Genomic DNA, 26,155 nt, shown 5'->3' on the forward strand with positions numbered 1-26,155 from the left:
GGAATGATCCCATGACCTTTTTCTCGTCGCTCAATCGACTTGCCGGTGCCAGCCACAAGCTGCTGATCGTTTCAGCATTTGTGGGCACAGTCGGCCCGGCTATGGCCAATACCCCCGCACCGGATACCGATACCGAAGCCCGCAACCAAGCCATCGTGCGCGAGGCGTTCGATAAATGGGGTGCCGGCGGCAATATCTTCGCAGGGCTTCTCGCGCCCGATGTCGTCTGGACGATCCATGGCTCCGGCCCGGTGGCCGGCACCTACCGCAGCGTCGAGGACTTCGTCAAGCGGGCCTCGGCTCCGCTGATCAGCCGTCTCGCGACCCCTCTGATCCCGGAGGTGCATGATATTTTTGCTGACGGCAACACGGTCATCATCCGCTTCGACGGATCGGCCACCACGACCTCGGGCGCTCCCTACCGCAACCAGTTCGTCTGGATCTTCCGTATGGAACAGGGTTCCGTCGTGGAGGCCGAGGCCTTTCTCGATCTCGTTGCCTATCAGGAAGTCGTGGAGAACAACGAGCCCCGCGCGCAATAGCGACGTTCCCGAATTTGATTGCGGGACCGGAGCAAAGCACGCTTCGGCCCGCCCCGCCCCGAAACGTTTATGACGAGGAGCCTGACCATGCAGCATGCCTTTGCAGTCTTGATGACCGTCGCACTCCTGAGCCAATCAGCACAAGCCGAGGAAAGCGAATTGCAAGCCAATCACCCCTATGTCGGCCTCTGGGTCACCAAAGACGGCCATATCCGCCATGAACTTCTACCGAACGGGCGCTATGTCGAGGCGCGCGGAACCCGCGAGCGCGCCTACGAAGGACGCTACGAAGTGAGCGGCAACCATATCGAATATTGGGACGATACCGGATTCACCGCGGATGGCGATTTCATTGACGACGTTCTGCACCACGCCGGCATGATCCTTTATCGCCAGTGRAAGCGGACGATTGTTCGCTCAGCCGCGCGCGATCGCGTGAAAGAAGGTGCCGCTGACGAACCCGCGCCTGCCTCCCGACGGGCCGATCTCCTTGCCGGCGCCATCGGCGATCCTCGCAAAAGGCTCATCCGCACCGGGTGAAACCGTGCTTGCATAATGGAACTCATGCCCCCGGACCGTTTCGCCCTTTCGGCCTAGCGGTCCGTTTTCCAGTAGCTCAGCCTGCCGGTAGCCAAGGTTCATCTTGCGCCTGGCGAAACTGGTGCGGTGGGAAAGCAGCCCAGTCATCTCGTGGGTAGCGCCTTCGGCATCCTCCAGCGTCTCGCCGAGCACCATGTAGCCGCCGCATTCGCCATGAACCGGTTTCGTTTCGGCAAAACGGGAAAGTCCCGCCTTGAAGTTCATGGCAGCCGCGAGCCTCCCGGCATGAAGCTCGGGATAGCCGCCCGGCAGCCAGCAGACATCGCAATCCGCCGGCGGCGCCTCATCTGCGAGCGGCGAGAAGGGAATGATCTCCGCGCCCGCTGAACGCCATTCCCGTGCCAGATGCGGATAAAGGAAAGTGAATGCCGCGTCGCTTGCAAGCGCGATCCGCTGACCGGGTGGCGGCAGCGACTTTTCCGCCGAACCGGGCGGAATATCGAAGGGCTTTGCCAGTGCAAAGATCGCGTCGAGATCGAGAGAGGCTTCCATCGCATCTGCCAGCCGCTCGATATGCGCATCCATTTCCGGATGCTCGCTCGCCTGCACGAGGCCGAGATGCCGTTCGGGAAGGATGAGCGTTGGATCGCGCAGGATCGTGCCGACCACAGGCAGTCCGGCAGCCTCGATCGCATCGCCGCAAAGCTTCCTGTGCCGTTCGCTGCCGGCGCGATTGAGGACGCAGCCGGCGATCTCAACGGTCGGATCGTAGTGGGCAAAGCCGTAGGCGATAGCGCCTGCGGTCTGCGACTGGCCGGACACGTCGAGCACCAGCAGCACCGGCAACCGGAACAGCCGGGCAAGATCGGATGCGGCCCCCGAGCGATTTTCTTCGCTGACGATGCCGTCGAAAAGCCCCATGGCACTTTCGATCAGCAGAAGTTCGGCATCTTCCGCCTGGCCGCGCGCGAGATGCCGCAGCAGGTCCGGCGCCATGGCCCAGCTGTCGAGATTGAGGCCGGGCAGATGGGTCGCAGCCTGGTGAAAGCCGGGATCGATATAGTCGGGACCGGTCTTGATGCCGCGCACCTTCACCCCCCGCCGCGCGAAGGCCCGCAACAGGCCGATGGTGACGCTCGTCTTGCCGGAGCCGGAGCGCGGTGCCCCAATGATGAGCGCGCGCGCCGTCATCGAATAATCTTGCCTTCCAATACTGYCTGCATGGAAACGATCCTACCGATGACGACAAGCGCGGGTGCGGCAAACTCTTGCCGCTCGACCTCCGCCTCCACGGTGGAAAGCGTCGCGACGAGCGAACGTTCCTCCGGCGTGGTCGCCGACATCAGCACCGCGACGGGCGTGTCTGGCGATAGGCCTCCTTCCATAAGAAGCCGGGCGATGGCGCCGATCGTCCGCAATCCCATATAGACGACGATCGGCTCGCCAGTCCTGGCGAGCGCCTTCCAATCGAGATCGTCTTCCGTTCCCGCGGCATGGCCGGTCGCCAGCGTGATCGCCCGGCTGATGCCGCGCATGGTGGCTGGAATGTTGGCACTCGCGAGCGCCGCGAGCGCCGAGGTCATGCCCGGCAGGACGCGGAAGGAAATCTTCTCCCGCGCAAGCGCCTCGGCCTCTTCGCCGCCGCGCCCGAAGATGAATGGATCGCCACCCTTCAGCCGCAGCACTCGCTTGCCCTGATGGGCAAGTTCGACCAGCTTGGCAGTGATTTCGTCCTGGGCGATCGAGGGCTTGCCGCCGCGCTTGCCAACGAAGATCAGCTCGGCGGTTTTCGCAAGCGACAACACACCTTCGGAAACCAGCGCATCGTGGACGATCACGTCGGCCTTCGCGAGCGCATCCGCGACCTCGAGCGTCAAATAGCGCGGATGACCGGGACCGGCGCCGGCAAGCCAGACATGGCCGGCCTCGAAGGCAGGTGCCTCGATGATCGTTTCGATGGTTTCACTTAAACGCATATGCAAACCTTTTGCCGGTGATCGCCGGTCGGGATATAGAAGCTGCCATGGAAGCGGCCAAGGAACCAGATAGCAAGAACCTGCGCCGTGGCTGGACCACGGGAACCTGCGCGGCGGCGGCCAGCAAGGCGGCCTGCATGGCGCTCGTTTACGGCAAGTTTCCCGATATGGTGGACGTGACGCTGCCTGGAGGCCAACGCCCGAGTTTCGCGCTTGCCGTGGAAGAAAGCGGCGAAGGATTTGCCAGGGCCGGCATCGTCAAGGACGCCGGCGACGACCCGGATGTCACCCATGGCGCGCTCATCGTCAGCACGGTGCGGCACGGTGCGCCGGGCAGCGGTATCACTTTTCGCGCCGGCAAAGGCGTCGGCACGGTCACGAGGCCCGGACTTCCTCTGCCGCCCGGCGAACCCTCGATCAATCCTGTACCTCGGAAAATGATTGCGCAGGCAATCGCCGAGATTGCAGGAGAAGCCCGTGATTTCGAAGTGGAGATCTCGGTTCCGGACGGTGAGAAGATCGCTGAAAAGACGCTGAACGGCCGGCTCGGTATTCTCGGCGGCATTTCGATCCTTGGGACGACCGGGATCGTCATTCCGTTTTCCTGTTCGGCCTGGATTCATTCCATCTGGCGCGGCATTGATGTCGCCCGCGCCGCCGGCCTCGACCATGTCGCCGGCTCCACCGGCAACACCTCCGAAAAGGCGGTTCAAGCCCATCACGATCTGCCCGAGATCGCGTTGATCGACATGGGCGATTTCGTGGGCGGCATGCTGAAGTACTTGCGCGACCATCCGGTCCCCAAGATCACCATTGCGGGCGGCGTCGCCAAGATGACAAAGCTCGCCCAGGGCATGCTCGACGTGCATTCCAAGCGCGGGCTTGCCGATCTCGAAGCCCTGGCAAAGGTCGCGGCGGAAGCCGGCGCCGGTAGTGACCTTGTTCAGCGCATCGCGACAGCCAATACTGTTTCGCAGGCCTTCACGCTGGCCGATGAAACCGGATTGCCGCTCGGCGATCGGATTGCTGCGCTTGCCTGGAAGACGGCGGCGAAGGCCCTCAATGATCGGAGCATCGCCCTGGAAATCCTCGTCTTCGATCGCCAGGGCAGGCTCGTTGGGGAGACGCCGTTCACGCCCTCGGATCATTCGGAATCCTTGTCCGGCTGACTGTCGATATGCGGCCAGCCCGGTCGGAAACGACGGACATAATCGGCATTGTATAGCTGGCTTTCCACAAAGTCCGTCAATCCGAGCCCTCTTCCGACAAAAATCAGCGCGGTGCGCTCCGCCGGCTCGGCCGCCAGCCTCTTCCGGATGTCCGCAAGCGTGCCGCGGATAACCCGCTCGTCCGGCCAGGACGCCCGCACCACGATGGCAACCGGGCAATCGGCGCCGTAAAGCGGTGTGAGTTCGTCCACCACCCGGTCAATCGCATGGATGGCGAGGTGGATGGCAAGGGTCGCGCCCGTCGCGCCGAAGGCTGCAAGCGTCTCGCCCTCCGGCATTTTCGAGGCTCGGCCGGAAACACGCGTCAGCACCAGGCTCTGGGCGACTTCCGGTATCGTCAGCTCGCGCTTGAGAGCGGCCGCCGCAGCCGCGAAGGAGGGTACGCCCGGCGTCATCGTATAGTCTATGCCGTGCTTCTCAAGCCGCCGGATCTGCTCCGCCACCGCGCTCCAGACGGAAAGATCGCCGGAATGCAGGCGCGCGACGTCTTTTCCCTGAGTATGCGCGGCCACATATTCCCCCTCGATCTCATCGAGCGACATCGACGCCGTATCGACGATGCGGGCGTCCTTCGGGCAGTAGTCCAAGAGTTCGCGCGGCACGATCGAGCCGGCATAGAGGCAGACGGGCGAACGGGCGAGGATATCGCGCCCCCGCACGGTGATCAGGTCCGCCGCGCCCGGCCCGGCGCCGATGAAATGAACCGTCATCCGACTTCCTTCATCTCCGCAAGCGCGCAGGTGGCGCCGTTGGATATCAGCCGCGCCACGATGATTTCCGAATGCTCGCCGGCAACAGCCAGAGCCGCGGCCTCCGAAAGGCTGGAGGAAAGCGTCTTGGCGATGCTGTGCCGGGAAACCGTCCGCGTGCGCGGTTCGGCTTCAAGCAACGCCTCGTCATCGACGATGTGCAGCGGAAGCCCGAGCTTTTCGGCAAGCTCGATGATACCGGCCTCCTCCCGCTTGATCTCGCCGGTTGCCAGCGCAGTTATGGATATCCGTGAAATGCGCGCCTCCGCGCAGGCTGCATCCAGCGCCGACATCACATCTTCCGCCGAGCAGCCCTTGCGGCATCCCAATCCCGCTACGATCATGATTCTTACCCCTGTTTCTGCCATTTCCATTGCGTCACCGGCAGGGCCGGCCGCCAACCCGACATGCCGCCGATTGGGGCGGCCCGAGATACTTCGATGCGGACCAGTTCGCCGCCGAGATGGRCATGGGCGGCAAGAAGAACCGCCTCCATTTCCAGCGTGACGGCATTGGCGACCAGCCGCCCGCCCGGCTTCAATGCTGCGACGGCCGCATCGAACACGCCCGGTTCGCTGCCACCGCCGCCGATGAAGATAGCATCGGGTGTTTCCAATCCCGCAAGGGCATCGGGCGCTTTTCCCTGCACGACGTGCAGCCCCGGCGCGCCGAAGGCAGCAGCATTGCGGGCGATGCGGGCCGACCGCTCATGATCCGCTTCAACCGCGATCGCCTGGAGCGACGGATCGGCCAGCATCCATTCGATGCCGATCGAGCCCGACCCCGCGCCGATATCCCAGAGGAGCTCGCCACGGCGAGGAGCAAGCGCCGAAAGCGTCATTGCCCGGATTTCCCGCTTGGTGATCTGCCCGTCATGCTCGAAGAGCGCATCATCCAACCCGAATGCGCGCGGCAGGATACGGGCATCGGCCTGCGCCTCGACCTCGACGGCAACGACGTTCAGCACGTTGATAGCTGGCAATGCAAATTCATCCGCCTGCGCGGAACGGATGCGTTCCGCCTCCCCGCCCAGCGCCTCCAGCACCGTCAGCCGCGACCGTCCGAAGCCTGTCGCCGTCAGCAGCTCAGCCAGCTCCATCGRCCCCTTTTCATCCGAGGTCAGCGCGATGATCCGACGGCCGGGATGCAGGAGTGGTCGGATCAGATCGAGCGGACGCCCATGCAGCGATACGGTTTCGATCCCTTGCAACGGCCAGCCGAGGCGCGAGGCGGCGAGCGAAAAGGCGGAAGGTGCCGGGAAAGCTATGAATTCTTCCGCAGAGACATGGCGCGAGAGCGTCGCGCCGACGCCAAAGAAGAACGGATCGCCCGAAGCGAGCACGCAGATCTTCTGGCCGCGCAGACTAATCACATTGCGCATGGCCGCGTCGAAAGGCGTCGCCCATGGCCGGGCCTCGCCGGAGATCAGCGAAGCGGCAAGCTCCAGATGCCGCCTGCCGCCGAAGACGATGGAGGCGGAGGAAATTGCGTTGCGGGCGTTCTCGCCAAGGCCTTTCACCCCGTCTTCACCTATGCCGACGATGGACAGCCAGCGGCTTTGGTTTAAATCTGGGAGGGTTGATTCAGGAGGCATAGTGAAACACTCCATCCTCATACTCGGCGGTACAGCTGAAGCCCGGCAGCTTGCGGCGGCGCTCGCCGGCGACACGCGTTTCGAGGTCGAGCTTTCGCTTGCAGGCCGTACCCGCGCGCCTGCCGGACAGCCGGTGCCCGTGCGGGTCGGTGGCTTCGGGGGCCCGGAGGGTCTGGCCGCCTATTTGAGGCAGAAAAGCGTCACCATCCTGATCGATGCCACGCATCCCTATKCGGCGCGGATTTCCGCCAATGCGGCTGTTGCGGCCAAACTTGCCGGCGTACCGCTGGTTGCGCTTCGCCGGACACCTTGGCAGAGGCAGACAGGCGATCGCTGGACGGAGGTCGAAAGTGTCGCACATGCCGTCGGGGCGCTTGGCGAAAAACCTCGCCGCGTATTCCTTACCCTCGGCCGCCAGGAACTTTTGCCCTTCGAGGCCGCTCCCCAGCATCATTACCTCATCCGCAGCGTCGATCCGGTGGAGCCGCCGCTCGATGTACCGCACGCGATCTATTTGACCTCGCGCGGCCCCTTTGCCGAGGCGGCCGAAACGCACCTGCTTCAAGACCACGCCATCGAGGCGATCGTCGCCAAGAACAGCGGCGGGCCGGCGAGCTACGGCAAGATCGCGGCTGCTCGCTCGCTCGGGATCGAGGTGATCCTGATCCAAAGGCCCGATTTGCCGGACGTGCCATCCGTCGAGACGGTCGAGGAGGTGCTGGCCTGGCTCTCTCATCTGCCGGCACCYCCGGGATTGCCCTTGAAGTAACGTGGCGAATAGACGATCGGCCGTTTTCCATCTCTCTCGATGATCCGCGTTTCCGCGGAGCCGACGATCACGCAGGTCGCCATGTCGGCCATGCCGCTTTCGGCCTCCGAGAGCGGCACCATGCGGATCTCCTCGTCCGGGCGGCCCGCGGCCCGGCCGAAGATCACCGGCACCGTGCCCGGCAGATGCCGGCGCAGGATTGAAAAGGCATCGCCGAGCTGGTGAGGCCGCGCCTTGCTGATCGGATTGTAGAAGGCCATCACGAAGCCCGCTTCAGCCGCCGCGATCAGCCTCTTTTCGATGATATCCCAGGGTTTCAGGTTGTTGGAAAGCGAAATGGCGCAGAAATCGTGTCCCAGCGGCGCGCCAACCTTTGCCGCCACCGCCAGCATGGCGGTGAGCCCCGGCACGACGGAAAGATCGATCTCGCGCCATTCGGCAGGACCTTCATCGATCGCCTCACACACCGCCGCCGCCATGGCGAAGACGCCCGGATCGCCGCCCGAGACCACACAGACCTTGCCGCCCTTCGCGGCGAGTTCGAGTGCCGCCCTTGCGCGGGTCAGTTCCTCGCGGTTGTCGGAGGCGTGGCGGCGCTGGTCGGGCCTCAAATCAAGCCGGTCGATATAGGGAAAATAACCGAAGAAATCCTCTGCCGTCTCAACAGCTATACGGGCTTCCGGCGTCATCTGATCCGGATTTCCGGGACCGAGGCCGACGACCGTCAACGAGCCGGTCATTTTCCATCCCCCTGATCCCCTTGATCCCCCTGGGGCCGCGTCTTCCAGCCGGGAACCAGCACGATCGAGAAATAGGGCGCCGGGCTTTCATCGCGTGTCTCCAGCCTTTGCGCCGCACCGTTTGCCATGGTGCCGCGCTCGACATAGAGCGCGCCGGAAAGCTTGCCCACCGAGGCGAGCGCCCGGCGGATCTTCGGCAGATTACGTCCGACCTTCATGATGACGGCGCCGTCCGTGCCGGCAAGCCGCTCCGCAAGGGTCTCTTCCGGAAGCGTGCCCGGCAGCACGCTCAGGATGTCGTCGCCCTGCACCAGCGGCAGGCCGGTCATCGACCAGCAGCCCGACATGGCGGTGACGCCCGCCACCACGTCTGCCTGATAGCGCGCTCTGAGCCGCACATGCAGGTGCATATAGGAGCCGTAGAAAAGCGGATCGCCTTCGCTGAGGACAGCCACATTCTTGCCGGCATCGAGATAGGCGGCGATCTCTTCCGCCGAACGATCAAAGAATTCGGCGATAGGCCCTCGATAGGAATCCTCGTCCTTGTTGGTCTCGGTGGTGACCGGATAGACCAGCGGCAGTTCCAGCGTGCCGGGCCGGATATGCGCCTCGACGATTGCCCGGCCGTTGCCGCTCGAACCCTTCTTGCAAAAAAAGGCAATCACATCGGCTTCGTTGATGGCGCGTACCGCCTTCAACGTCAGAAGCTCCGGATCGCCGGGACCGGTGCCGACACCCGTCAGCCGGCCCTTGAGGATGGCCGCGTTCAAAGCCCCGCCCTCGCAAGAGCGTTGACCGCAGCCGCCGTCATCGCCGAACCGCCCATGCGCCCGCGCACCACGGCATAGGGAATGCCGAGCCGCGATTCCATCAGCGCTTCCTTGGATTCGGCCGCACCGACAAAGCCGACCGGCATGCCGATGATCGCAGCCGGCCGCGGCGCGCCGGCATCCAGAAGCTCGAGCAGCCGGAAGAGCGCGGTCGGCGCGTTGCCGATCGCCACCAGCGCCCCCTCCATCTCATCCCAAAGATCGAGCGCTGCCGCCGAGCGGGTATTGCCGATGATCCTGGCGATCTCGATCGTGCGGCTGTCGCGCAGCGTGCAGATCACCTGGTTCTCGGCCGGCAAGCGGGCGCGGGTGATCCCGTGAGCCACCATTTCAGCGTCACAGAAGATCGGCTTCCCGGCATGCAGTGCACCCCGCGCCTGAGCGACGAAATCCTTCGAGAAGCGAAAATGTTCGGCCGCTTCGACGAGCCCGCAGGCATGGATCATTCTGACGGCGATATCCGCCTGTTCGGCGGAAAAAGCGGAAAGATCAGCTTCCTCACGAATGATGGCGAAGGATTTTTCGTAAATCGCGTCACCCTCGCGGATGTAATCATAGGCGTTCATGGTCGTCCTGACGTAACAGCCGCGGAAAGCCTTTCCGGCCCGAGCCGGGCAAGGCATGCGGCGGAATTTTCGTCGCCTTGCCGTTCGGCCCGAACGAGGTCGGCGATACGGCGCAACGCGGCGTTGGTATCGGCAAATGTGACGGAAGCAAAGGGCCGATCGGCCGCTTTTCCGTCAGCGATGAAGGAAAGGCCGGCGGCGGTGCCCGTTAGCGAGAGAGCCGCCGGTTGAGGATGGGCGCATCCCTTGGCACATCCGCTCACATGCAACCGGAACGAACCGTCGAACAGGCCGGCGCATTCGGCCGCAGCCGCAGTCGCGACGTCATGCGTGACAAAGCTTGCCGATTGGCAAGCAGGACGGCCGGGGCAAACGGCGACATGGCTCCGAGGATCGGCTGGAGAGACGATGAAGCCACTGTTTTCGGCGAACGCCGCCAGCGCTTCGCAAGCTGCCTTGGCTCCGAAGAAGAATAGCGAATGGTCAAGCGCCGGTTTGACCGATCGGATTCCCAGTCGAGAAGCTTCGTCGCAAAGCGCGATCAAGTCCGCAGCCGTCGCCTGCCCGAACGCGGGGCCGATACCGACCGCGTGGAAGCCGTTCCATAGCGCGATCAGGCTGAATGGCGATGACGGCGCCGCCGCCCCTTCCGTCAAGCTCGGACTCGACGATGGAGAAGATGTCGCAAGATCCTTTCCACGCGCCCTTTCTCCCAGCGCTGCAAGCCGCTTCAGCAGCGCCATCACGATATAGACCGCCTCTGTTTCACGTAAAACATCGAACACGCGCCCGGTCGCTTCCGTGCCGCCGAGCAGAAGCGTCCAGCGAATACCGGCATCGGTCCCCACCGCGACCAGCCGGATATCGGCAAGCAGCGAGGAGAGCCGCAACTGCCCGCCGCCATCGATCACGACGGACATTTTCGGTGCCAGGCCGGAAATCTCGCGCGCGCCTTTCCGTATCGCTTCCGCAATCGGCCGGGGATCCGCCAGTTCGTGACTGTCCATTCCGGCAAGCGGCGGYGTCTCAACGGCCAGCCCTTCACGCAAAGGCAGGCTGAGCGCTCGGATACCGGCTTCCAGCTGAGGTGCCGAGGTTTCCGTCAGGCCGCGGATTTGCAGGTTGCCGCGGGTGGAAATGTCGAGAATCCCATTACCGTGCCGGCGGGCCAGGCGGCACAGCTCGGCCAGTTGCAGAGGCGAAATCGCGTCGACCAGCGACACTCGCACAAGCAGCCCGTCGCCCGTCATCATCGGCGCAGAAAGAGCAGGGCAAGCGCCGCGCCGCATATCAAGCGTGAACCGGTCGAAAGAAAGGGCCGTCATGCCGCCTTCTCCCCGATTAACATTTCCAGTTCCGCATCGATCGCGTTGCGGCGGGGATGCCAGAGACCGCGGCGAAGCGCCGAACGGAAACGCTCGGCCATATACCGCGCGCCCTCCGGGTTCTGCGCCAGCAGGAAATCGCGAACCTCTTCGTCGCCGATATAGGCGTCATAGGTGGCCTCAATCAGCGATTGCGGTATCGCATGGGTGGTTTCTGCAAAGCCGATGAGCCGGTCGACAGCTTCCACCAGTTCGGCCGCACCGCGCGGGCCGTGGCGCATCTGGCCGGTAATGAAGCGCGGATTGACGGCACGAGCCCGCACCACGCGCGTCACGGCCTCGGAAATCGAGCGGGCCTTCGGCTTCAGCGGGTCGGTAGTGTCGAGGGCAATCACATCCGCTTTGCCGCCAAGTGCTGCGACGGCTGCGGAAAAGCCGCCGATGAAAGCGACATCCGCCGAGCCGTCCAGAAGGTCGCGGCCCGGATCATCGCCGGTATGGACAAGAAGGTCGGCGGTTCCGATGCGATCTGCAAACTGGCCCGGCACATGCGTCCCCTCGCCCCCCACACCGCTGAAGGCATGGCTCGTGGCATCCAGATAGATACGTCCGAGCTCTTCCCGTTCTCCCCATGTTCCCTCGGCAAGCTTTTCCTCGATGCCGGAACCATAGGTGCCGGGCGCCGAACCGAAGATGCGGGGCGGCACGTGCCCCAGCCTTTGCGCCTCTTCGGCCAGTGGATTGTCGCCCGGCGCTTCCTCACGGGCAGCGATCGCCCGCATGGCGGTATCCAGCAATGCGATCAACGCCGGGAACATATCGCGGAAAAGGCCGGAAATCCTTAAGCTCACGTCTACGCGGGGCCGCCCGAGCTGGGCAGGAGGCAGGACTTCGATGCCGGTGACGCGGCCAGTCGCCATGTCCTGCACCGGTTTCGCCCCCATCAGGGCGAGCACCTGCGCCACTTCCTCGCCACCGCTTCTGAGAGAAGCACTTCCCCAGAGATCGAAGACCAGGTTTTTCGGCCAATCGCCATGATCCTGCAGATAGCGCCGCAGGATTTCATCGGCCGCCCGTTTGCCGAGTTCGAAGGCGGTCGGAGTCGGCAGCGTGCGAGGATCGCTGGCGAAGAGATTGCGGCCCGTTGGCATGACGTCCAGACGCCCGCGGGCCGGAGCGCCGGAGGGACCCGGGCGAATAGGCTTTCCGTCGAGAGCATCGATCAGCGCTTGCCGTTCGGTTTCAGCGCTTTTTATGCGTAGCTGGTCATCATCTCCCGGCGCGACCTCTCCGAAAACATGCTGGCCGTCCTTGATCGCGAAATCCTTGAGATCGCAAAGGAAGGCGTCGATGCGGCTGAGTGCCGTATCCGGATCGTCATCGCGGGAAACGCCGGCTTCCGAGGCCAGCCCGGTATCGCCCGCGGTCTCGACGATCAGCTTCGCCAGCCGGTCTCGGCGGCGTCGGTCGAGGCCGTCGGCCTGAGCATATTCGTCCACCAGCAGTTCGAGCTTCTTCTGTTCGTCCGAGAGCCCGGCTCCGGTAAGAACCGGCGGCAAATGCCCTATGGTGACGGCGGAGATGCGCCGCTTGGCGACAGCCGCCTCGCCGGGATTGGAAACGATGAAGGGATAGATGACCGGCAGACCGCCGATAACGATTTCGGGGAAACAATCCTTCGAAAGCGCCACCGTCTTGCCCGGCAGCCATTCCAGCGTCCCATGCGCACCCACATGGACGATGGCATGGGCGCCGAGCGCGTCCCGCATCCATTGACCGAAGGCGATCAGGGCGTGTCGCGGCGCCAGGTCGGGACTATGATAATCCGCGCGATGGTCGGCGTTGCGGCCGCGATCCGGCGCCAGCGCTACCGTGATGTTGCCGAAGGTCGCGGCACGGAATTGATAGGCACCATTTTCGAGATCTTCATCCGTATCAGGCGAACCCCACACCGCTTCCGCGGCCGGCGCCATGCGATAGGACGAGAGCGAAAACGCAGCAGATTTTTCGGCAAGTCGATCCAGTAATTCTCGCGCTGTAGCTGGAATGTTGGAAACCGAATAGCCTGCCATGGAAAGCCGCTCCAACATGACGAGCACACTTTGCGGCACGTCGAGGCCGACAGCATAACCGGTCCGGCCGGGTGCATTCGGATAATCCGGCATCAGGATGACGATCCGGCGTTCCGCGCGCGACATCGCCTTCAGCCGCAGGAAAGCGGCGATGCGATCTGCGACATGTTCGACCCGGTCGGGTTCCGGGCGGTTGACAAGGTTTACCGAGGTTTCACCCGCCTTGAAGGAAATCGCGCCGGCCAGGATGCGCCCGTCGAGTTCGGGCAGAACCACATGCATGGCGAGATCGGCGGGGTTCAGGCCGCGGCGACCCTCCTCCCAKCCCTCGCGCCGGGTGGTGGCGACCACGATCTGGAATACCGGAATACCTGTCCGGTCGAAGATCGTCTCCCCCCTTTCGTCGGTGCCGCTTGCAAAAGCGGTGGTGGTCAGGAGCGCTTCCGGCTTGAGGTTCAGGATCGACCGTTCTACGAACGCGATGGCATCCTGATCCTTCAATCCGTTGACGAAGATCGGCACCGGCGCAAAGCCGCGCTCCGCAAGAGCCTGAAACAGCGCATCGATCGGTGCCGCATCATTGGCGAGCAGCATAGAGCGGTAGAAGAGGATCGGCAGGCGCGGAGCTTCGGATGTGAAGCCGGCCAGCAGCGTCTCGGCACCCACGATGCCGTGACCCGGCTTGTAGAAACCCGCTTTCGGCATCGGCGCCGCCTGCGGCAGCACCTGAGCTTCGCCGTTTGCAAGCCCCGTCAAACGCTCTGCCAGAAGCCGCATATTGTCCGGCCCGCCCTCGCGGAAACAGGCGAGAATCGCGGCAAGCTCCTCTTCCGATACCGTGGAGGCGGCGGCAAGCCGCTCGTCGCGGATGCTGCATTCGCCCGGCAGCAGGACGAGCGCAATCTTTTTGCGCCTTGCCATCCGCGAAAGCTCCTCGACGCCGTAGGACCAGCGGTCATAACCGCCGAGAATGCGCACGAGGATGACCTTGGCTTGGCTCCCCGTCTTCTCCGCCCAGAGATCGACGGACATGGGATGCCGAAGGTCGGATAGGTTGGTGAGGACGAGAGTTGGCAGCGTGTCATCCCAAGCCGAAGCGACCCCGTTCAGGTCGCTGACGGAAAAGGACAGCACTACCACATCGGCCGGCGACTGGTTGAGGTCGACTGGTTCGATCAGGTCGTCGAGTGACGACGATGTGGTGGCGAGTATATGCATCCTTCCCCTGGGCCGTTTAAGCAGCCAGCATCCTCTCGATCGCGGTGCGGTCGATGCCTTTCTCGCCGATGACGACGAGACGGCTTTGCCGCGCCTCACCGGGCGCCCAAGCCCGATCGAAATAATGGTTCACCCGCGATCCTACCGCCTGCACCTGCAGACGCATCGGCTTGTTCGCGACTTCCACGAAGCCTTTTATGCGCAATACGTTCTCGGCTTYGGCCGTTGCGGAAATGCGTGCAGCCAGCGCTTCCGGATCGGTTACGGCTGCCAGATCGACGACGAAACTGTCGAAATCGTCGTGGTTATGGTCGAGCTCGTCGTCGTGATGGGTCTTGCGGTTTTCGATGTCATCCTCGACGGCCAGACCAAGACCGATCAGCACGCCTGGATCGACGGCGCCGTTGGCGGCGGGCACAATCTTGACCGCCCGCGGCAGATGCGCCTGGACGCGCCCCTTGGCCGCCGCCAGGCTGGCCTGGTCGAGAAGGTCCGTCTTGGTCAGCACGATCATGTCGGCGCAGGCGACCTGATCTTCGAAGACTTCCTCCACCGGATCGTCATGATCGATGGACCCGTCCGCCTCGCGCTGGGCTTCGAGTGCCACGTGGTCGTCGGCGACCCGGCCCTCCGCCAGCGCCACGCCATCCACCACGGCGACCACGCCGTCCACCGTCACACGTGCCTTCACGTCCGGCCATTGGAAGGCCTGAACGAGCGGCTTGGGCAGGGCGAGGCCGGAAGTTTCGATCAGGATATGGTCGACGCGCGGCTCGCGGGAAAGAATCTGGTCGATCGCGGGCACGAAATCATCCGCAACCGTGCAGCAGATGCAGCCGTTGGCGAGTTCGATAATATTGTCCTCCGGGCAGCTCTCGATGCCGCAGCCCTTCAGCACCTCGCCATCGATGCCGACATCGCCGAACTCGTTGACGATGATCGCCAGCCGCTTGCCGTCGAGCTTCTCGATGAGGTTCCGGATCAGGGTGGTCTTGCCGGCGCCCAGGAATCCGGTGACGACGGTGCAGGGAACGCGATCAAACTTGGTGGCGAAGCTGACGCTCATGTTGGCATGTCCTCGTGATGGTGAAAGGGTGGGATGCGGGCCGACATACCGTTGCCGCGCAGGCAGGCGGGCCGTCCGCGAAGGGGAAGGAAGCCGCGCTCGTCCTCGGCCAGCATCATGGCGCCGGTGACGATGTCATCGACATTCTCGAGCGAAAGATGTCCGAAAACGTATGACCAGCCGCTGCGGTGATTAAAAGCGGCGCTCGGGCTCTTCTGGCAATTGGCAAGGCAGGTGACGGGCTTGACGACGAGCGGCTTGCCGGCAGTCGCCTCGCGAAGCGCTTCAATTAGCGCCACGCCCGGGCGGACACCGGCGTTCTGCTCGTCGCGGCAATTCRTGCACACGAAGATCGTTAMGTCCGGATCGGCTGTGGGCTGTTCGTCAATCGTCATTCGTCACTTGGACCGCTGTCCGCCCTGTCAAAACATCTCGGGGTGCGGAGCCCGATCGGCTTGAGCCGGTCGGCCGTGAACGAAAATCCTCGATCCGGAGCACCCCGCCCGGCGAAGCATGATGTCGTGACGGCAGGTCTCCTGGCTCGCGGGTCCTCGCCTCCTGACCAGCCTTCCCGGATCTCTCCAGTGGCTTTCTCGGCCTCAGGCTCTCCGCTTACAGTTGCGGGGGCAGCCGCGGCTTTGACCCTCATCAAGGTCGCACCGCATTCCCTCTTGGCCTTCCCCGTTGCCGGAAAAGGACCGTCGCCTTCAAGTAAGCCCGGTCGCCCGCGCATGTCAATGGAGTGCAGCGGGCGTCGCAAAGGCGATTGCCGCAAGGTGGAATTCGGCTATAGTGGAGCGGTCGACGGTGCCCGAAAGGGCCTCGAGAGGGAATGCGGTGAGACGGAGGGACCCGTCGAGCCCGCGGCTGCCCCCGCAACTGTAAGCGGAGAGCTTCCATCCAATTGCCACTGGGTTTCCCCGGGAAGGCGGATGCAGAGCGCCTGATTCGCGAGCCARGAGACCTGCCTTCGGCGAACGGAACTTGAACGGCCCTCGGGTGGAGGGCGAAAGGACAAATACATGGTTACGAACTCCGCTTCGACAGCGATCGGGCTTTCCGCATCGAAGATCATCCCCCTCGGCATGACGGCCCTGCTCGGCCTCTTCATCGTCGGCTTCGTTGGCTTCTCGCACATGGAAGTCGTCCATAACGCCGCCCACGATACGCGCCACTCGCTGGCCTTCCCCTGCCACTGAGGAGCATCCGGACATGTCGCTTTTCCGTAACATCGTCCTCGTGGCGGTGATTGCCGGACTATTGTCCGGGCTTCTGCTCACCGTCATGCAAAGCTTCTCCACCATCCCGCTCATCCTGCAGGCGGAAACCTTCGAAACCGGAGGAGAGGAAGCCGGCCACAGCCACAGCCATGAGGCTGCTCCCGCCGGTGGCATCGCCGCTCCCGCCGTCGAACACCATCACGACGACGAAGTCTGGATGCCGGCGGATGGCTTGGAACGCTTCACCTATACGGCTGCCGCCAACATACTGTCCGCGATCGGTTTCGRCCTCGTGCTGCTCGCAGTCGCGGAAGCGCTCGGCGGCCTCAAAGGCTGGCGCAGCGGCCTCATGTTCGGCATTGCCGRCTTCCTGACGGTGAGCCTCGCGCCGGGCCTTGGCCTGCCACCCGAATTGCCGGGTACGCCGGCTGCCGAGCTCGGGCCGCGCCAGGCCTGGTGGATTTCGACCGTGCTTGCGACGGCAGTCGCTCTCGGCCTGCTGGCCTATAGCCGTTCCGCGCTGCTTGCCGCAATTGCCATAGTGCTGCTGGTCGCGCCGCATCTCGTCGGCGCGCCGCTGCCGCCGAGCCACGAAACGGCTGTGCCGGTCGAGCTGCATGCCCGTTTCGTCAATGCCGTCTATGCCACCAACCTCGTCTTCTGGGCGGCGCTGGGTGTAGCAGCAGGGCTACTTCGCGAGCGGTTTCGCACCGGAGAGGAGGCCTTTGCCGGTTCGTCCGAAAGGTTGGCGTCACGGTGAAGGATATCGACGAAACCACCGCCGAGCGCCACCGCGCCAAAATGGCGAACCGTAAGGCGGTTCAGGACAAGGAAGTGGCGGAGAAGACCCAGGAGAAGGGTCTTCTCATCGTCCATACCGGGCCAGGCAAGGGAAAATCCACGGCCGCTTTCGGACTGGCGCTACGCATGCTTGGCAATAACCGCCGCGTCGGCGTGGTGCAGTTCATCAAGGGCGCATGGTCCACCGGCGAGCAGCCGGCCCTGGCGACCTTCGGTGATCGGGTCGTCTGGCACACCATGGGCGAAGGGTTCACCTGGGAAACCCAGGACCTGAAACGCGATATCGCCGCTGCGGAAAGGGCCTGGGAAAAGGCGCTCGACCTGATGGCCGACGAGACGATTGGTCTCGTCATCCTCGACGAGCTCAACATAGCGCTGCGCTATGATTATCTCGATCTCGACAAGGTGGTTGAGGCCCTTCAAGCCCGCCGGCCGGATCTCCACGTGGTCGTCACCGGCCGCAATGCCAAGCCGGCCTTGATCGAGGCCGCCGATATGGTGACCGAGATGACGCTGGTGAAGCATCACTTCAAGGCGGGCGTGAAGGCCCAGGCCGGCATCGAGTTCTGAGCCATGACCGCCCGTGCTTTAATGTTCCAGGGAACGGGTTCCGATGTGGGCAAGTCGCTGGTCGTGGCCGGGCTTGCTCGCGCCTTCACCTTGCGCGGCATGGCTATCCGGCCATTCAAGCCGCAGAACATGTCGAACAATGCGGCGGTGACAGCCGATGGCGGCGAGATCGGCCGGGCGCAGGCGCTGCAGGCGCGCGCGGCAAAGGTGCCGCTCAGTGTCCATATGAACCCGGTGCTGCTGAAGCCGCAGAGCGAGGTCGGCGCGCAGGTCGTGGTGCAGGGCAAGGTGGAAGGCAATGCCAGGGCCGCCGAGTACCAGAACCTCAAATCCGGCCTGATGCCGCGCGTGCTGGAAAGCTTCGAATTGCTCCGCAGCCAGGCCGACCTTGTATTGGTCGAAGGCGCCGGCAGCGCTTCCGAAATCAATCTGCGCAACAATGATATCGCGAATATGGGTTTTGCGCGGGCGGCGGACGTGCCCGTCGTGCTGATCGGCGATATCGACCGGGGCGGGGTGATCGCCAGCCTCGCCGGCACCAAGCTGGTGCTCGACCCGGAAGACGCGGCCATGATCCGGGGCTTCATCGTCAACCGCTTTCGTGGTGACCCGACGCTGTTTGCTGATGGCATGCGGATGATCGAAGCTCTTACGGGCTGGCAGCAGATCGGGCTCCTGCCCTATTTCAAGGAAGCCTCGCGCCTGCCCGCCGAGGACGCACTTGGCGTCAACGGACCTTCAGAGCGGAAGTCAGGCGCCAAAGTGAAGGTCGCCGTGCCGATCCTGCCGCATATCTCCAATTTCGATGATCTCGATCCGTTGGAGGCGGAACCCGACGTTGATCTCATTCGCGTTCGGCCGGGCCAGGCCATTCCCGGAGATTGCGACCTGGTTCTGCTCGTGGGGTCCAAGGCGACGATCTCCGATCTGGCCGCGCTTCGGCAGGCAGGCTTCGATATCGACATCGCCGCCCATCACCGGCGCGGCGGGCGTGTGCTCGGCCTCTGCGGCGGCTACCAGATGCTCGGCAAGAAAATTTCCGATCCCGATGGCATCGAAGGGCCGCCGGGAAGCGTGGAAGGGCTCGGCCTGCTCGATGTGGAGACGGTGCTTTCCAACGACAAACGGCTGGAGACCGTTTCCGGCGAGAGTTTCGACGGTACCTCCTTCTCCGGCTACGAAATGCATATCGGCCGGACGATGGGTATGGATTGCAGCCGCCCTTTCTCGGTGGTTTCCGGCAATCCGGAAGGCGCGATCTCGGCAGATCGCCGGGTTTTCGGAACCTATATCCACGGTCTCTTCTCCGACGACCGCCAGCGCTCCGCTTGGCTTAAGCGCCTCGGTGGCAGTTCATCCGGACTCGATTACGAGGCAAGCGTCGATGCCGTACTCGATCGGCTGGCCGCGCATATGGAGCACCATCTCGATCTCGACGGGCTCCTCAGGCTTGCCAGATAATCAGCGCCAGAAGGCCGAAGAGGCCGATCAGCAGTCCATCCGCCACGCGGGCGAGCTTCAACGCGCGGCGGATATCGACAGCGTTCAAGTTCGCCCTCCCGCCTTCGCCCATGAAGCGGGCGTCGATCATCTGCCCGCCATAGCTTCTCGGTCCGGCAAGAGCGATGCCGAGCGCGCCGGCCATGGCCGCTTCCGGCCAGCCGGCATTGGGCGAGCGATGGTGCTTCGCGTCGCGCCGGATGGCGTTGATTGCGTTCTTCGGCGAGGCGCCGTCGATGAAGAAGGCCGCAGCCACGAAAAGCACCGCGCTGAACCGAGAGGCAGGCAGGTTCACCAGGTCGTCGAAACGCGCCGCCGCCCAGCCAAAGGCCTCGTGCCGCGCAGAGCGATGGCCGATCATACTGTCGGCGGTGTTCACCGCCTTGTAGGCCGCACTGCCGGCAAGCCCGCCAACGCCCAGCCAGAAGGCCGGCGCGACAACACCGTCCGAAAAGTTTTCCGCAAGGCTCTCGATCGCAGCGCGGCAGACGGCGGCTTCGTCGAGCTTTTCGGGGTCGCGGCCCACGATCATCGATACGGCCTTGCGTCCCGCCTCGATGCCACCGGTCTCGAGCGCCACGGCAACGGCCTCAACATGCTCTTCGAGACTCTTCTGAGCCGGCAGACTCGCGGCAGCGAGGACAAGCAGCACAAAGCCGAAGGGCAGAGCGAGCAAGCCGGTTTGGAGTATCATAGCAACGAGCAGGGCTATGYCGAGCAGGGCAAGAAGCGCCAGGATGCCCTTGACCTTGCGCTGGCCGAAGGTCTCATCTTCCCGGTTCCATTTGCTGTCGAGAATGGAGATCAGCCGGCCGGTCCAGGTGACCGGATGGCCGATCAGCCGGTAAAGCCGGTCCGGATAGCCGGTGAACCGTTCGACGATCAGGGCAAGGAATGCGAGAAAGAGGAACATGCTTATGTCTGAGGCAGAAATGTCGAGCGACGGGGAACCGATCCAGCACGGTGGAAATCTCGCTCGGGCCCGGACGCTGTTTCCRCATGCGCCCGAACCGTGGATCGATCTTTCCACCGGTATCAATCCGCATTCCTACCCGCACTCGGCCATACCGGGCAATGCTTTCTCGCGCTTGCCGGAACCGGACGCGATCCAAAAGCTGAAGGCGCTGGCGGTGAAGGCCTATGGTGCGCCGTCTCCAGCGCATGTTTCCGCCGGCCCCGGCACGCAGATCCTACTGCCGATCGTTGCCGGGCTGCAGGTGGGCTGGGGCGGCAACCGGGCAGCCATTCTCTCTCCAACCTATGCGGAGCATGCTCGCGCGGCACGCCTAGCCGGACTTGAAGTCTCAGAAACAGAGGATATCRAGAGGCTTGCCGATGGCCGGCTGGCGGTCGTGGTCAACCCCAATAACCCGACCGGCCGGATCGTGCCGCGCGGCGACCTGCTGGCGCTCGCGGCGATGATGCGAGCCAAACGCGGCCTGCTGGTGGTGGACGAGGCCTTCATGGATGTCTCCGAGGCGGAAAGCGTTGCCGATGCCGTAGAGGAAGGGGGGCTGATCGTGCTGCGCTCCTTCGGCAAGTTCTACGGCATGGCAGGCTTGAGACTCGGTTTTGCGATCTCGCACGCCGATATCGTCCGCAGGATCGAGGAACGGCTTGGACCCTGGGCGGTCTCCGGTCCGGCGCTGCATGTGGCCGGCGAGGCATTGGCGGATGCCGCCTGGCAGGAGGTCATGCGTGCGCGTTTGAGAGAGGAGGCAGCACGAATGGACGCCCTGCTGGACCCGGCCGGCATTTTCRTCGCGGGCGGCACTTCGCTGTTCCGCTTCATTCGCGATCCCCGCGCCCAAGCAATTTTCCGGCATCTCGGAGAACACGGCATCATCACCCGCCGGTTCGAAGGGCGGCCGAACGACCTGCGCATCGGCTTACCGGATGAAACCGGCTGGTCGCGCCTTGAGGAAGCGCTGAAAACTATTTAGCCGGCAAACCGAATTTGTCACGCCAGGCCGCTTGTGCATTCGGCACCGGCAGGGACGTCGCCTCGTAGACGCCGCGCGCCACGGCGCGAGCGGTCACCAAAGTCGCCAGATGGCAGATCTCCAGAAACTCTGCCGGATCGCCCAATGCCCTTCTTCCTGTCGAAGCCGAAAATATCGTGTCGCCGTCGAGCGGCAGATGGGCGGGCAGGATCGCCCGTGCCAGCCCATCATGGGCCATGATGGATAGCCGATGTGCTTGCGGTTTGGTGAGGGCGGCATCGGTAACGATGACGCCGATCGTCGTGGCAGTTACTTTCACGCCTTTCAGGTGCATGCGGGTGTCGAAATCCGCGGGCCATCCAAGTCCGCCGAATTCTCCATCTTCCTCGAAAGGTGCCCCCCAGAAATGCGGGCCTTCGCCCACCGTTGCCGAACCGAGCGCATTGGCGGCGACCAGCGCCGCGACCGTATGGCCTGCCGAGGTTTTCGCGCTCGCGGAACCGATGCCTCCCTTGAGAGTGCCGGTCGTGGCGCCCGTGCCGGCACCGACAGTGCCCAGCGCAAACACACCTGTCTTCGCGGCCTTGAAGGCTTCGTAACCCAGGTCGCGATAAGGGGAGTGCCGACCCCAATCCTTGTTGCCGCCGTTCAGCAGATCCATCAGGATCGCTTGCGGCACGATCGGAACACGGGCCTTGCCCACCTGAAAACCCCGGCCGATTTCCCTCAAGCCTGCCTGCACTCCACCCGCTGCGTCGAGTCCGAAGGCCGAGCCGCCGGAGAGCGCGAAGGCATCCACCGCCTGTACCGTCATGGAAGGATCGAGCAACGCTGTATCCCGGCCGCCCGGCGCGCCGCCGAGCAGCGAGCCCGACGCAATCGCCGGCTCGTCGAAGATGATGACCGTCACGCCGGAGCCGAGCGCCAGATCGGTGGCGTGGCCGACAGTCACGCCCTCGATATCCGTCAGCAGGTTGAGGGTCGGGCTCATCCGCTCAGGCGACGTCGAACTTGACGCCCTGCGCCAGCGGCAGGGTTCGTCCATAGTTCAGCGTGTTGGTGGCGCGGCGCATATAGGCCTTCCAGGCGTCGGAACCGGATTCGCGGCCGCCGCCGGTTTCCTTTTCACCGCCGAAGGCACCGCCGATTTCGGCGCCGGAAGGACCGATATTGACGTTGGCGATGCCGCAATCGGAACCGCGCACGGAGACGAAGCTTTCGGCCTCGCGCATATCGTTGGTGAAGATCGAGGAGGAAAGCCCCTGCGGCACGTCGTTGTGCAACGAAAGTGCCTCGTCGAAGCTCGAATATTTCATGACGTAGAGGATCGGTGCGAAGGTCTCCTCCTTCACCGGTCCCGCCTGTTCCGGCATTTCGACGATCGCCGGGCGCACGTAATAAGCACCCTCGGCCTCGCCATCGTGAACGCGTTCGCCGCCGGTCACCTTGCCGCCCGCTGCCTTGGCGGCATCCAGCGCTTTCTGCATCTTCTCGTAGGCTGCCTTGTCGATCAGCGGTCCGACCAGCGTGCCGTCGGCGAGCGGATTGCCGATGGTGACCGACTGATAGGCCTTGGTCAGGCGCGGCACGAGCGTGTCGTATACGCTTTCATGCACGAAGAGGCGGCGCAGCGTCGTGCAGCGCTGCCCGGCAGTACCCATCGCGGCAAAGGCGACGCCGCGAAGCGTCAGATCCAGGTCGGCCGTCGGCGTGACGATCGCGGCATTGTTACCGCCGAGTTCCAGGATCGAACGGGCGAAGCGCTGGGCAAGGCGCGGCCCGACGGCGCGCCCCATGGCGGTGGAGCCGGTAGCGGAAACCAGAGGAACCTTCTCGTGATCCACGAGGACTTCGCCGATCTCGCGGCCACCGATCAGAAGCGTCGAAAGGTTCTTCGGTGCAGTATTGCCTTCGGCGACATAGCGCGCGAGCGCCTTGTCGAAGATCGCCTGAGTGGCAAGCGCCGTCAGCGGCGTCTTCTCCGATGGCTTCCAGATCGTCGAATTGCCGCAGACGATCGCAAGCGCCGCGTTCCAGGACCAGACGGCGACAGGGAAATTGAAGGCGGAGATGATGCCGATCGCGCCCAGCGGATGCCAGGTTTCCATCATGCGGTGATCGGCACGCTCGGTGGCGATCGTCAGACCATAGAGCTGGCGGGAAAGGCCGACCGCGAAATCGCAGATGTCGATCATCTCCTGTACTTCGCCGAGACCCTCGGAGGTGATCTTGCCCACCTCGATGGAAACCATGCGGCCGAGCGCGGCCTTCGCGGCGCGCAGCTCCTCGCCAAGCAGGCGGATCAGCTCGCCGCGCTTCGGCGCCGGCACCAGACGCCATTCGAGGAAGGCCTCGTGCGCGGCCTCGATCGCCTTTGCCGCGCTTTCCGCTGTTTCCTCGGGCAGCTTGCCGATTTCGGCACCGGTGACCGGCGAACGGACCACGAGCGTGCCGCCCCTGTAACGGTCGATGGTCACTCCGAGATCGCTGAGGATCTTGTCGACTTCCGTTGCGAGATCGAGATTGGCGAGCGTCATGGTCTTCCCTTCGAATGTCACAATCTTTCAGAACCGTTCGCCGGCGAAATGGGCGATTTGGGCTCCGGCTTCGTAATACGCTTCCCGCGCCGCGCGGAAGGACGGCTTCTTGGGATCGGTGAACGGCAGCGGCAGGTCCCCTTCGGCGATCTCGCCGAGGATATGCCTTGCGAGCACTTTGCCGAAAACCGTGCCGGGCGCAATGCCGCGCCCATTATAGCCGCAAAAGCCGATCACGTTGCGCCCGAACCTGTGCAGGCGAGGCAGCGCGTTGTCGGTCATGCCGATCTTGCCGTACCACTCGGCCTCGAATTCCACCTCGCCAAGCTGCGGGAAAACTCTTCTCAGCGCACGGCGCGCCCAGCTCTTGTGAATGGCGATGCCGGTGCCGCGCAAAGCGCCGACGGAACCGAAGACCAGCCGGCCCGCCTGATCCATGCGGAAGGAAGAAAGTATTTCCTTCGTATCCCAACAGCCCTCACGACCGGGCAGGATGGATTTCCGGAGATTATCACTCAAAGGCGTGGTTGCGAGGTTGAAATAGGGTAGGTGAACCTGCTCGCGCCGCATCTCCTCCCAAGGGCCGGTACTGTAGGCATCCGTGGCGACGATGACCCATTCTGCCGGAACCTCGCCATGAGCAGTCCTGACGATCTTTTTGCCGCCAGCCTCGCCGGTATAAGTCACCGCGCTGCCCGTATGAAGCCTGGCGCCAGCCTTTGCCGCCGCATGAGCCAGCCCGCGCGCATAGGCAAGCGGCTGCAACGTGCCAGCGCGGAGGTCGAGCAGTGATCCGGCATAAGCGCTGCTGCCGATCCGGCGCTCGGTCTCGGCAGCATCCAGCAGGGTAACGGGCGCCCCGCGCCCTTGCCACTGCCGTGCGCGCTCCTCCAGCTCTTTCAAGCCTTCCGTGCCGACGGCGCAATGCAGCGTGCCGCTCGTCTCCAGCTCGCAGGCGATGCCATGTTTCTCGATCATCTCCCGGACGAGATAGGGGCCGCTTCCGAGCAGCTCGAGCAGCCGCTCGCCATGAACGGGACCGAGCTCCTTCGGGAAGTTGTCGGGCATGACCCACATGCCGGCATTGATAAGCCCTACATTGCGGCCGGCGCCCCCGAAGCCGATCTCCACGGCTTCGAGCAGAACGACGCTCACGCCCGCTCCGGCTAGATGCAGAGCCGCTGAAAGGCCGGTATAGCCGCCACCGACGATCACGACGTCGGCGGAAACCGCTCCCTCCAGCGGCCGGGTCGCGGGAGGCGCGGGCGCCGTCTTTTCCCAAAGGCCGTGGGAGCGAGGGTCATTCATCATGTCGAGAACCAGAGAACCGTTTGTCGCTCAACACTTTACAGATCGCGTTTATGGATGAATATCGACGTCTTCTCAACAGGTCATTCGCTGGAGGAATGACATGCTGCCGCCCCGGCGCTTTCTGCCTTCTTTTTCGCTTCTCTCCGCCTTCGAGGCCGCCGCGAGAACCGGCAGCATCACCGCCGCCGCCAACGAGCTTGGGTTGACGCAAAGCGCCGTCAGCCGGCAGATCGCGGCGCTCGAGGCGCAGCTCGGCGTCGCCCTCTTCCGTCGCGAACGGCAGACCATTCGCCTGACGCTGGCCGGCGACGGCTATGCGCGCGAAATACGCGAGGCCCTGCGGCGCATTTCCAACGCCTCCCTCACGCTCCGCGCCAATCCGCAGGGCGGCACCCTCAATCTTGCCATTCTGCCTTTTTTCGGCTCCCGGTGGCTGGCGCCGCGCATCGGGCGTTTTCTTGCCGCTCATCCGGGCATGGCGGTCAATCTGGTGACCCGGCTTGAACCCTTCGACTTTCGGTTCGATACGCTGGACGCGGCGATCCATTTCGGGCCTGCCCGCTGGCCCGGTGCCGAGCTCACCTTCCTCATGCAGGAGCAGGTGATCGCGGTCTGCAGCTCGGATTTTCGCGAGCGGCATGGTCTCGGGGCTCCCGTCGACCTTCTGAACGTTCCGCTCCTCCATCTTAGCAGTCGGCCGGATGCCTGGGAGAACTGGTTTTCCGAACAGAAGATCACCTTCGATACACTGCATGGAATGCTGTTCGACCAGTTCGCCGCCATCGCCGAAGCAGCGGCCGCCGGGCTTGGCGCCGCGCTCTTGCCGCGCTTCCTCATCGATCGCGAACTTGCGGACGAAACTCTCGTGCCGGCTGTGAACGCACCGGGTGTCACGACATCCGGCTACCACCTCGCCTATCTGCCCGATCGGGCGGCTTACCCTCCCCTGGCCGCGTTCAAGGCATGGATTTTGGAGGAAATCRCAAGGGATGAGCCTTGGGTAGAGCACGAGAGAAATAATTCGATTTCGGAATGATGCGAGCAGACTTCCCTGTCC

At 63.8% G+C, this 26,155-nt stretch carries 25 protein-coding genes, 1 pseudogene and 2 riboswitches; of the genes and pseudogenes, 10 read left to right on the forward strand and 16 right to left on the reverse strand.

Going from position 1 to position 26,155, the window contains the following annotated elements; translation table 11 throughout:
* Positions 1–11 precede the first annotated feature (11 nt).
* Together LCM4573_RS13615 and LCM4573_RS28550 are read left to right on the forward strand one after the other, a co-directional pair.
* Positions 12–542, forward strand: coding sequence for a nuclear transport factor 2 family protein (locus LCM4573_RS13615; protein ID WP_071006999.1), 531 nt, complete (start codon positions 12–14; stop codon positions 540–542).
* An 87-nt stretch (positions 543–629) separates the two neighbouring features.
* Positions 630–944: pseudogene (locus LCM4573_RS28550) on the forward strand (Atu4866 domain-containing protein); the annotation flags it as partial.
* A gap of 15 nt (positions 945–959) precedes the next feature.
* Here the strand turns inward: LCM4573_RS28550 and LCM4573_RS13620 are convergent.
* Positions 960–2,273 carry a cobyrinate a,c-diamide synthase gene (locus LCM4573_RS13620; RefSeq protein ID WP_071006861.1) on the reverse strand — a complete coding sequence of 438 codons (1,314 nt, stop codon included), beginning with the start codon at positions 2,271–2,273 and terminating at the stop codon, positions 960–962.
* A complete protein-coding gene (gene cobA / locus LCM4573_RS13625) occupies positions 2,270–3,058 on the reverse strand; it encodes a uroporphyrinogen-III C-methyltransferase (protein ID WP_071006862.1) in 789 nt (262 codons plus the stop codon). The genes LCM4573_RS13620 and cobA overlap by 4 nt, the downstream gene beginning before the upstream one ends.
* Before the next feature lie 47 nt (positions 3,059–3,105).
* Here cobA and LCM4573_RS13630 point away from each other — a divergent pair, with 47 nt between their 5' ends.
* On the forward strand, positions 3,106–4,227 hold the full coding sequence (locus tag LCM4573_RS13630) for a cobalt-precorrin-5B (C(1))-methyltransferase (protein ID WP_071007001.1): 1,122 nt from the start codon (positions 3,106–3,108) through the stop codon (positions 4,225–4,227).
* Here LCM4573_RS13630 and cobM read toward each other — a convergent pair.
* Genes cobM through cbiE form a run of 3 tightly spaced genes read right to left on the reverse strand, consistent with a single transcriptional unit; the run spans position 4,203 to position 6,630 of the window.
* Positions 4,203–4,997, reverse strand: a complete 795-nt coding sequence (gene cobM / locus LCM4573_RS13635; RefSeq protein ID WP_071006863.1) for a precorrin-4 C(11)-methyltransferase — start codon at positions 4,995–4,997, stop codon at positions 4,203–4,205. The two genes, LCM4573_RS13630 and cobM, sit on opposite strands and share 25 nt — an antisense overlap.
* Positions 4,994–5,380 carry a cobalamin biosynthesis protein gene (locus LCM4573_RS13640; protein ID WP_157895507.1) on the reverse strand — a complete coding sequence of 129 codons (387 nt, stop codon included), beginning with the start codon at positions 5,378–5,380 and terminating at the stop codon, positions 4,994–4,996. The genes cobM and LCM4573_RS13640 overlap by 4 nt, the downstream gene beginning before the upstream one ends.
* Positions 5,381–5,385: 5 nt before the next feature.
* Positions 5,386–6,630, reverse strand: coding sequence for a precorrin-6y C5,15-methyltransferase (decarboxylating) subunit CbiE (cbiE, locus tag LCM4573_RS13645; RefSeq protein WP_071006864.1), 1,245 nt, complete (start codon positions 6,628–6,630; stop codon positions 5,386–5,388).
* A 1-nt stretch (position 6,631) separates the two neighbouring features.
* On the opposite strand from cbiE, the gene LCM4573_RS13650 reads away from it, so the two are divergent.
* Positions 6,632–7,399 carry a cobalt-precorrin-6A reductase gene (locus LCM4573_RS13650; RefSeq protein ID WP_071006865.1) on the forward strand — a complete coding sequence of 256 codons (768 nt, stop codon included), beginning with the start codon at positions 6,632–6,634 and terminating at the stop codon, positions 7,397–7,399.
* Here LCM4573_RS13650 and LCM4573_RS13655 read toward each other — a convergent pair.
* Genes LCM4573_RS13655 through LCM4573_RS13685 form a run of 7 tightly spaced genes read right to left on the reverse strand, consistent with a single transcriptional unit; the run spans position 7,363 to position 15,611 of the window.
* A complete protein-coding gene (locus tag LCM4573_RS13655; RefSeq protein ID WP_071006866.1) occupies positions 7,363–8,139 on the reverse strand; it encodes a precorrin-3B C(17)-methyltransferase in 777 nt (258 codons plus the stop codon). The genes LCM4573_RS13650 and LCM4573_RS13655 overlap by 37 nt on opposite strands.
* Positions 8,136–8,909 carry a precorrin-2 C(20)-methyltransferase gene (locus tag LCM4573_RS13660; RefSeq protein WP_071006867.1) on the reverse strand — a complete coding sequence of 258 codons (774 nt, stop codon included), beginning with the start codon at positions 8,907–8,909 and terminating at the stop codon, positions 8,136–8,138. Before LCM4573_RS13660 ends, LCM4573_RS13655 begins: the two co-directional genes overlap by 4 nt.
* A complete protein-coding gene (locus LCM4573_RS13665) occupies positions 8,906–9,535 on the reverse strand; it encodes a precorrin-8X methylmutase (RefSeq protein ID WP_071006868.1) in 630 nt (209 codons plus the stop codon). The genes LCM4573_RS13660 and LCM4573_RS13665 overlap by 4 nt, the downstream gene beginning before the upstream one ends.
* Positions 9,532–10,860 carry a precorrin-3B synthase gene (cobG, locus tag LCM4573_RS13670; protein WP_083347436.1) on the reverse strand — a complete coding sequence of 443 codons (1,329 nt, stop codon included), beginning with the start codon at positions 10,858–10,860 and terminating at the stop codon, positions 9,532–9,534. The genes LCM4573_RS13665 and cobG overlap by 4 nt, the downstream gene beginning before the upstream one ends.
* Positions 10,857–14,150 (reverse strand): cobaltochelatase subunit CobN, encoded by a 3,294-nt coding sequence (gene cobN, locus LCM4573_RS13675; protein ID WP_071006869.1) that lies wholly within the window; start codon positions 14,148–14,150, stop codon positions 10,857–10,859. The genes cobG and cobN overlap by 4 nt, the downstream gene beginning before the upstream one ends.
* A gap of 16 nt (positions 14,151–14,166) precedes the next feature.
* Entirely contained in the window at positions 14,167–15,216 is a 1,050-nt protein-coding gene (gene cobW, locus LCM4573_RS13680; protein ID WP_071006870.1) for a cobalamin biosynthesis protein CobW, read from the reverse strand.
* On the reverse strand, positions 15,213–15,611 hold the full coding sequence (locus tag LCM4573_RS13685) for a DUF1636 domain-containing protein (RefSeq protein WP_071006871.1): 399 nt from the start codon (positions 15,609–15,611) through the stop codon (positions 15,213–15,215). Before LCM4573_RS13685 ends, cobW begins: the two co-directional genes overlap by 4 nt.
* A gap of 113 nt (positions 15,612–15,724) precedes the next feature.
* Positions 15,725–15,934, reverse strand: a riboswitch (cobalamin riboswitch).
* A 70-nt stretch (positions 15,935–16,004) separates the two neighbouring features.
* Positions 16,005–16,203: riboswitch (cobalamin riboswitch) on the forward strand.
* A gap of 35 nt (positions 16,204–16,238) precedes the next feature.
* Between LCM4573_RS13685 and LCM4573_RS13690 the strand changes: the two genes are divergently transcribed.
* From LCM4573_RS13690 to LCM4573_RS13705, 4 genes are read left to right on the forward strand one after another with little or no spacing between them, the layout of a single operon-like run.
* Entirely contained in the window at positions 16,239–16,415 is a 177-nt protein-coding gene (locus tag LCM4573_RS13690; RefSeq protein ID WP_071006872.1) for a CbtB-domain containing protein, read from the forward strand.
* A 13-nt stretch (positions 16,416–16,428) separates the two neighbouring features.
* On the forward strand, positions 16,429–17,196 hold the full coding sequence (locus LCM4573_RS13695; protein ID WP_071006873.1) for a CbtA family protein: 768 nt from the start codon (positions 16,429–16,431) through the stop codon (positions 17,194–17,196).
* Positions 17,193–17,807 (forward strand): cob(I)yrinic acid a,c-diamide adenosyltransferase, encoded by a 615-nt coding sequence (gene cobO, locus LCM4573_RS13700; RefSeq protein WP_071006874.1) that lies wholly within the window; start codon positions 17,193–17,195, stop codon positions 17,805–17,807. The genes LCM4573_RS13695 and cobO overlap by 4 nt, the downstream gene beginning before the upstream one ends.
* Before the next feature lie 3 nt (positions 17,808–17,810).
* Complete coding sequence (locus LCM4573_RS13705; RefSeq protein ID WP_071006875.1) at positions 17,811–19,268, forward strand: cobyric acid synthase; 1,458 nt, start codon at positions 17,811–17,813, stop codon at positions 19,266–19,268.
* Here LCM4573_RS13705 and cbiB read toward each other — a convergent pair.
* Positions 19,252–20,220 (reverse strand): adenosylcobinamide-phosphate synthase CbiB, encoded by a 969-nt coding sequence (gene cbiB, locus LCM4573_RS13710; protein ID WP_071006876.1) that lies wholly within the window; start codon positions 20,218–20,220, stop codon positions 19,252–19,254. The two genes, LCM4573_RS13705 and cbiB, sit on opposite strands and share 17 nt — an antisense overlap.
* A 4-nt stretch (positions 20,221–20,224) precedes the next feature.
* Between cbiB and cobD the strand changes: the two genes are divergently transcribed.
* Entirely contained in the window at positions 20,225–21,250 is a 1,026-nt protein-coding gene (cobD, locus tag LCM4573_RS13715; RefSeq protein ID WP_071007004.1) for a threonine-phosphate decarboxylase CobD, read from the forward strand.
* Here the strand turns inward: cobD and LCM4573_RS13720 are convergent.
* From LCM4573_RS13720 to LCM4573_RS13730, 3 genes are read right to left on the reverse strand one after another with little or no spacing between them, the layout of a single operon-like run.
* A complete protein-coding gene (locus tag LCM4573_RS13720; RefSeq protein WP_071006877.1) occupies positions 21,243–22,241 on the reverse strand; it encodes a P1 family peptidase in 999 nt (332 codons plus the stop codon). The two genes, cobD and LCM4573_RS13720, sit on opposite strands and share 8 nt — an antisense overlap.
* 4 nt (positions 22,242–22,245) lie before the next feature.
* Positions 22,246–23,787, reverse strand: a complete 1,542-nt coding sequence (locus LCM4573_RS13725; RefSeq protein ID WP_071006878.1) for an aldehyde dehydrogenase family protein — start codon at positions 23,785–23,787, stop codon at positions 22,246–22,248.
* Between the two features lie 27 nt (positions 23,788–23,814).
* Positions 23,815–25,098, reverse strand: a complete 1,284-nt coding sequence (locus LCM4573_RS13730) for an FAD-binding oxidoreductase (protein ID WP_071006879.1) — start codon at positions 25,096–25,098, stop codon at positions 23,815–23,817.
* Positions 25,099–25,198: 100 nt separating this feature from the next.
* On the opposite strand from LCM4573_RS13730, the gene LCM4573_RS13735 reads away from it, so the two are divergent.
* Positions 25,199–26,134 carry a LysR family transcriptional regulator gene (locus LCM4573_RS13735; RefSeq protein WP_071006880.1) on the forward strand — a complete coding sequence of 312 codons (936 nt, stop codon included), beginning with the start codon at positions 25,199–25,201 and terminating at the stop codon, positions 26,132–26,134.
* The last annotated feature ends 21 nt before the right edge of the window (positions 26,135–26,155 follow it).

Origin of the sequence: Rhizobium sp. LCM 4573, from assembly GCF_001854865.1 — a bacterium.
In the GTDB taxonomy this organism is placed as follows: domain Bacteria; phylum Pseudomonadota; class Alphaproteobacteria; order Rhizobiales; family Rhizobiaceae; genus Neorhizobium.

Coding starts and splice junctions, on each gene's coding strand:
- LCM4573_RS13615 (WP_071006999.1), top strand. CDS start 12: ATGACCTTTTTCTCGTCGCTCAATCGACTTGCCGGTGCCAGCCACAAG.
- LCM4573_RS13620 (WP_071006861.1), bottom strand. CDS start 2,273: ATGACGGCGCGCGCGCTCATCATTGGGGCACCGCGCTCCGGCTCCGGC.
- LCM4573_RS13630 (WP_071007001.1), top strand. CDS start 3,106: ATGGAAGCGGCCAAGGAACCAGATAGCAAGAACCTGCGCCGTGGCTGG.
- cobM (WP_071006863.1), bottom strand. CDS start 4,997: ATGACGGTTCATTTCATCGGCGCCGGGCCGGGCGCGGCGGACCTGATC.
- LCM4573_RS13640 (WP_157895507.1), bottom strand. CDS start 5,380: ATGATCGTAGCGGGATTGGGATGCCGCAAGGGCTGCTCGGCGGAAGAT.
- LCM4573_RS13665 (WP_071006868.1), bottom strand. CDS start 9,535: ATGAACGCCTATGATTACATCCGCGAGGGTGACGCGATTTACGAAAAA.
- LCM4573_RS13690 (WP_071006872.1), top strand. CDS start 16,239: ATGGTTACGAACTCCGCTTCGACAGCGATCGGGCTTTCCGCATCGAAG.
- LCM4573_RS13705 (WP_071006875.1), top strand. CDS start 17,811: ATGACCGCCCGTGCTTTAATGTTCCAGGGAACGGGTTCCGATGTGGGC.
- LCM4573_RS13720 (WP_071006877.1), bottom strand. CDS start 22,241: ATGAGCCCGACCCTCAACCTGCTGACGGATATCGAGGGCGTGACTGTC.
- LCM4573_RS13725 (WP_071006878.1), bottom strand. CDS start 23,787: ATGACGCTCGCCAATCTCGATCTCGCAACGGAAGTCGACAAGATCCTC.
- LCM4573_RS13730 (WP_071006879.1), bottom strand. CDS start 25,098: ATGATGAATGACCCTCGCTCCCACGGCCTTTGGGAAAAGACGGCGCCC.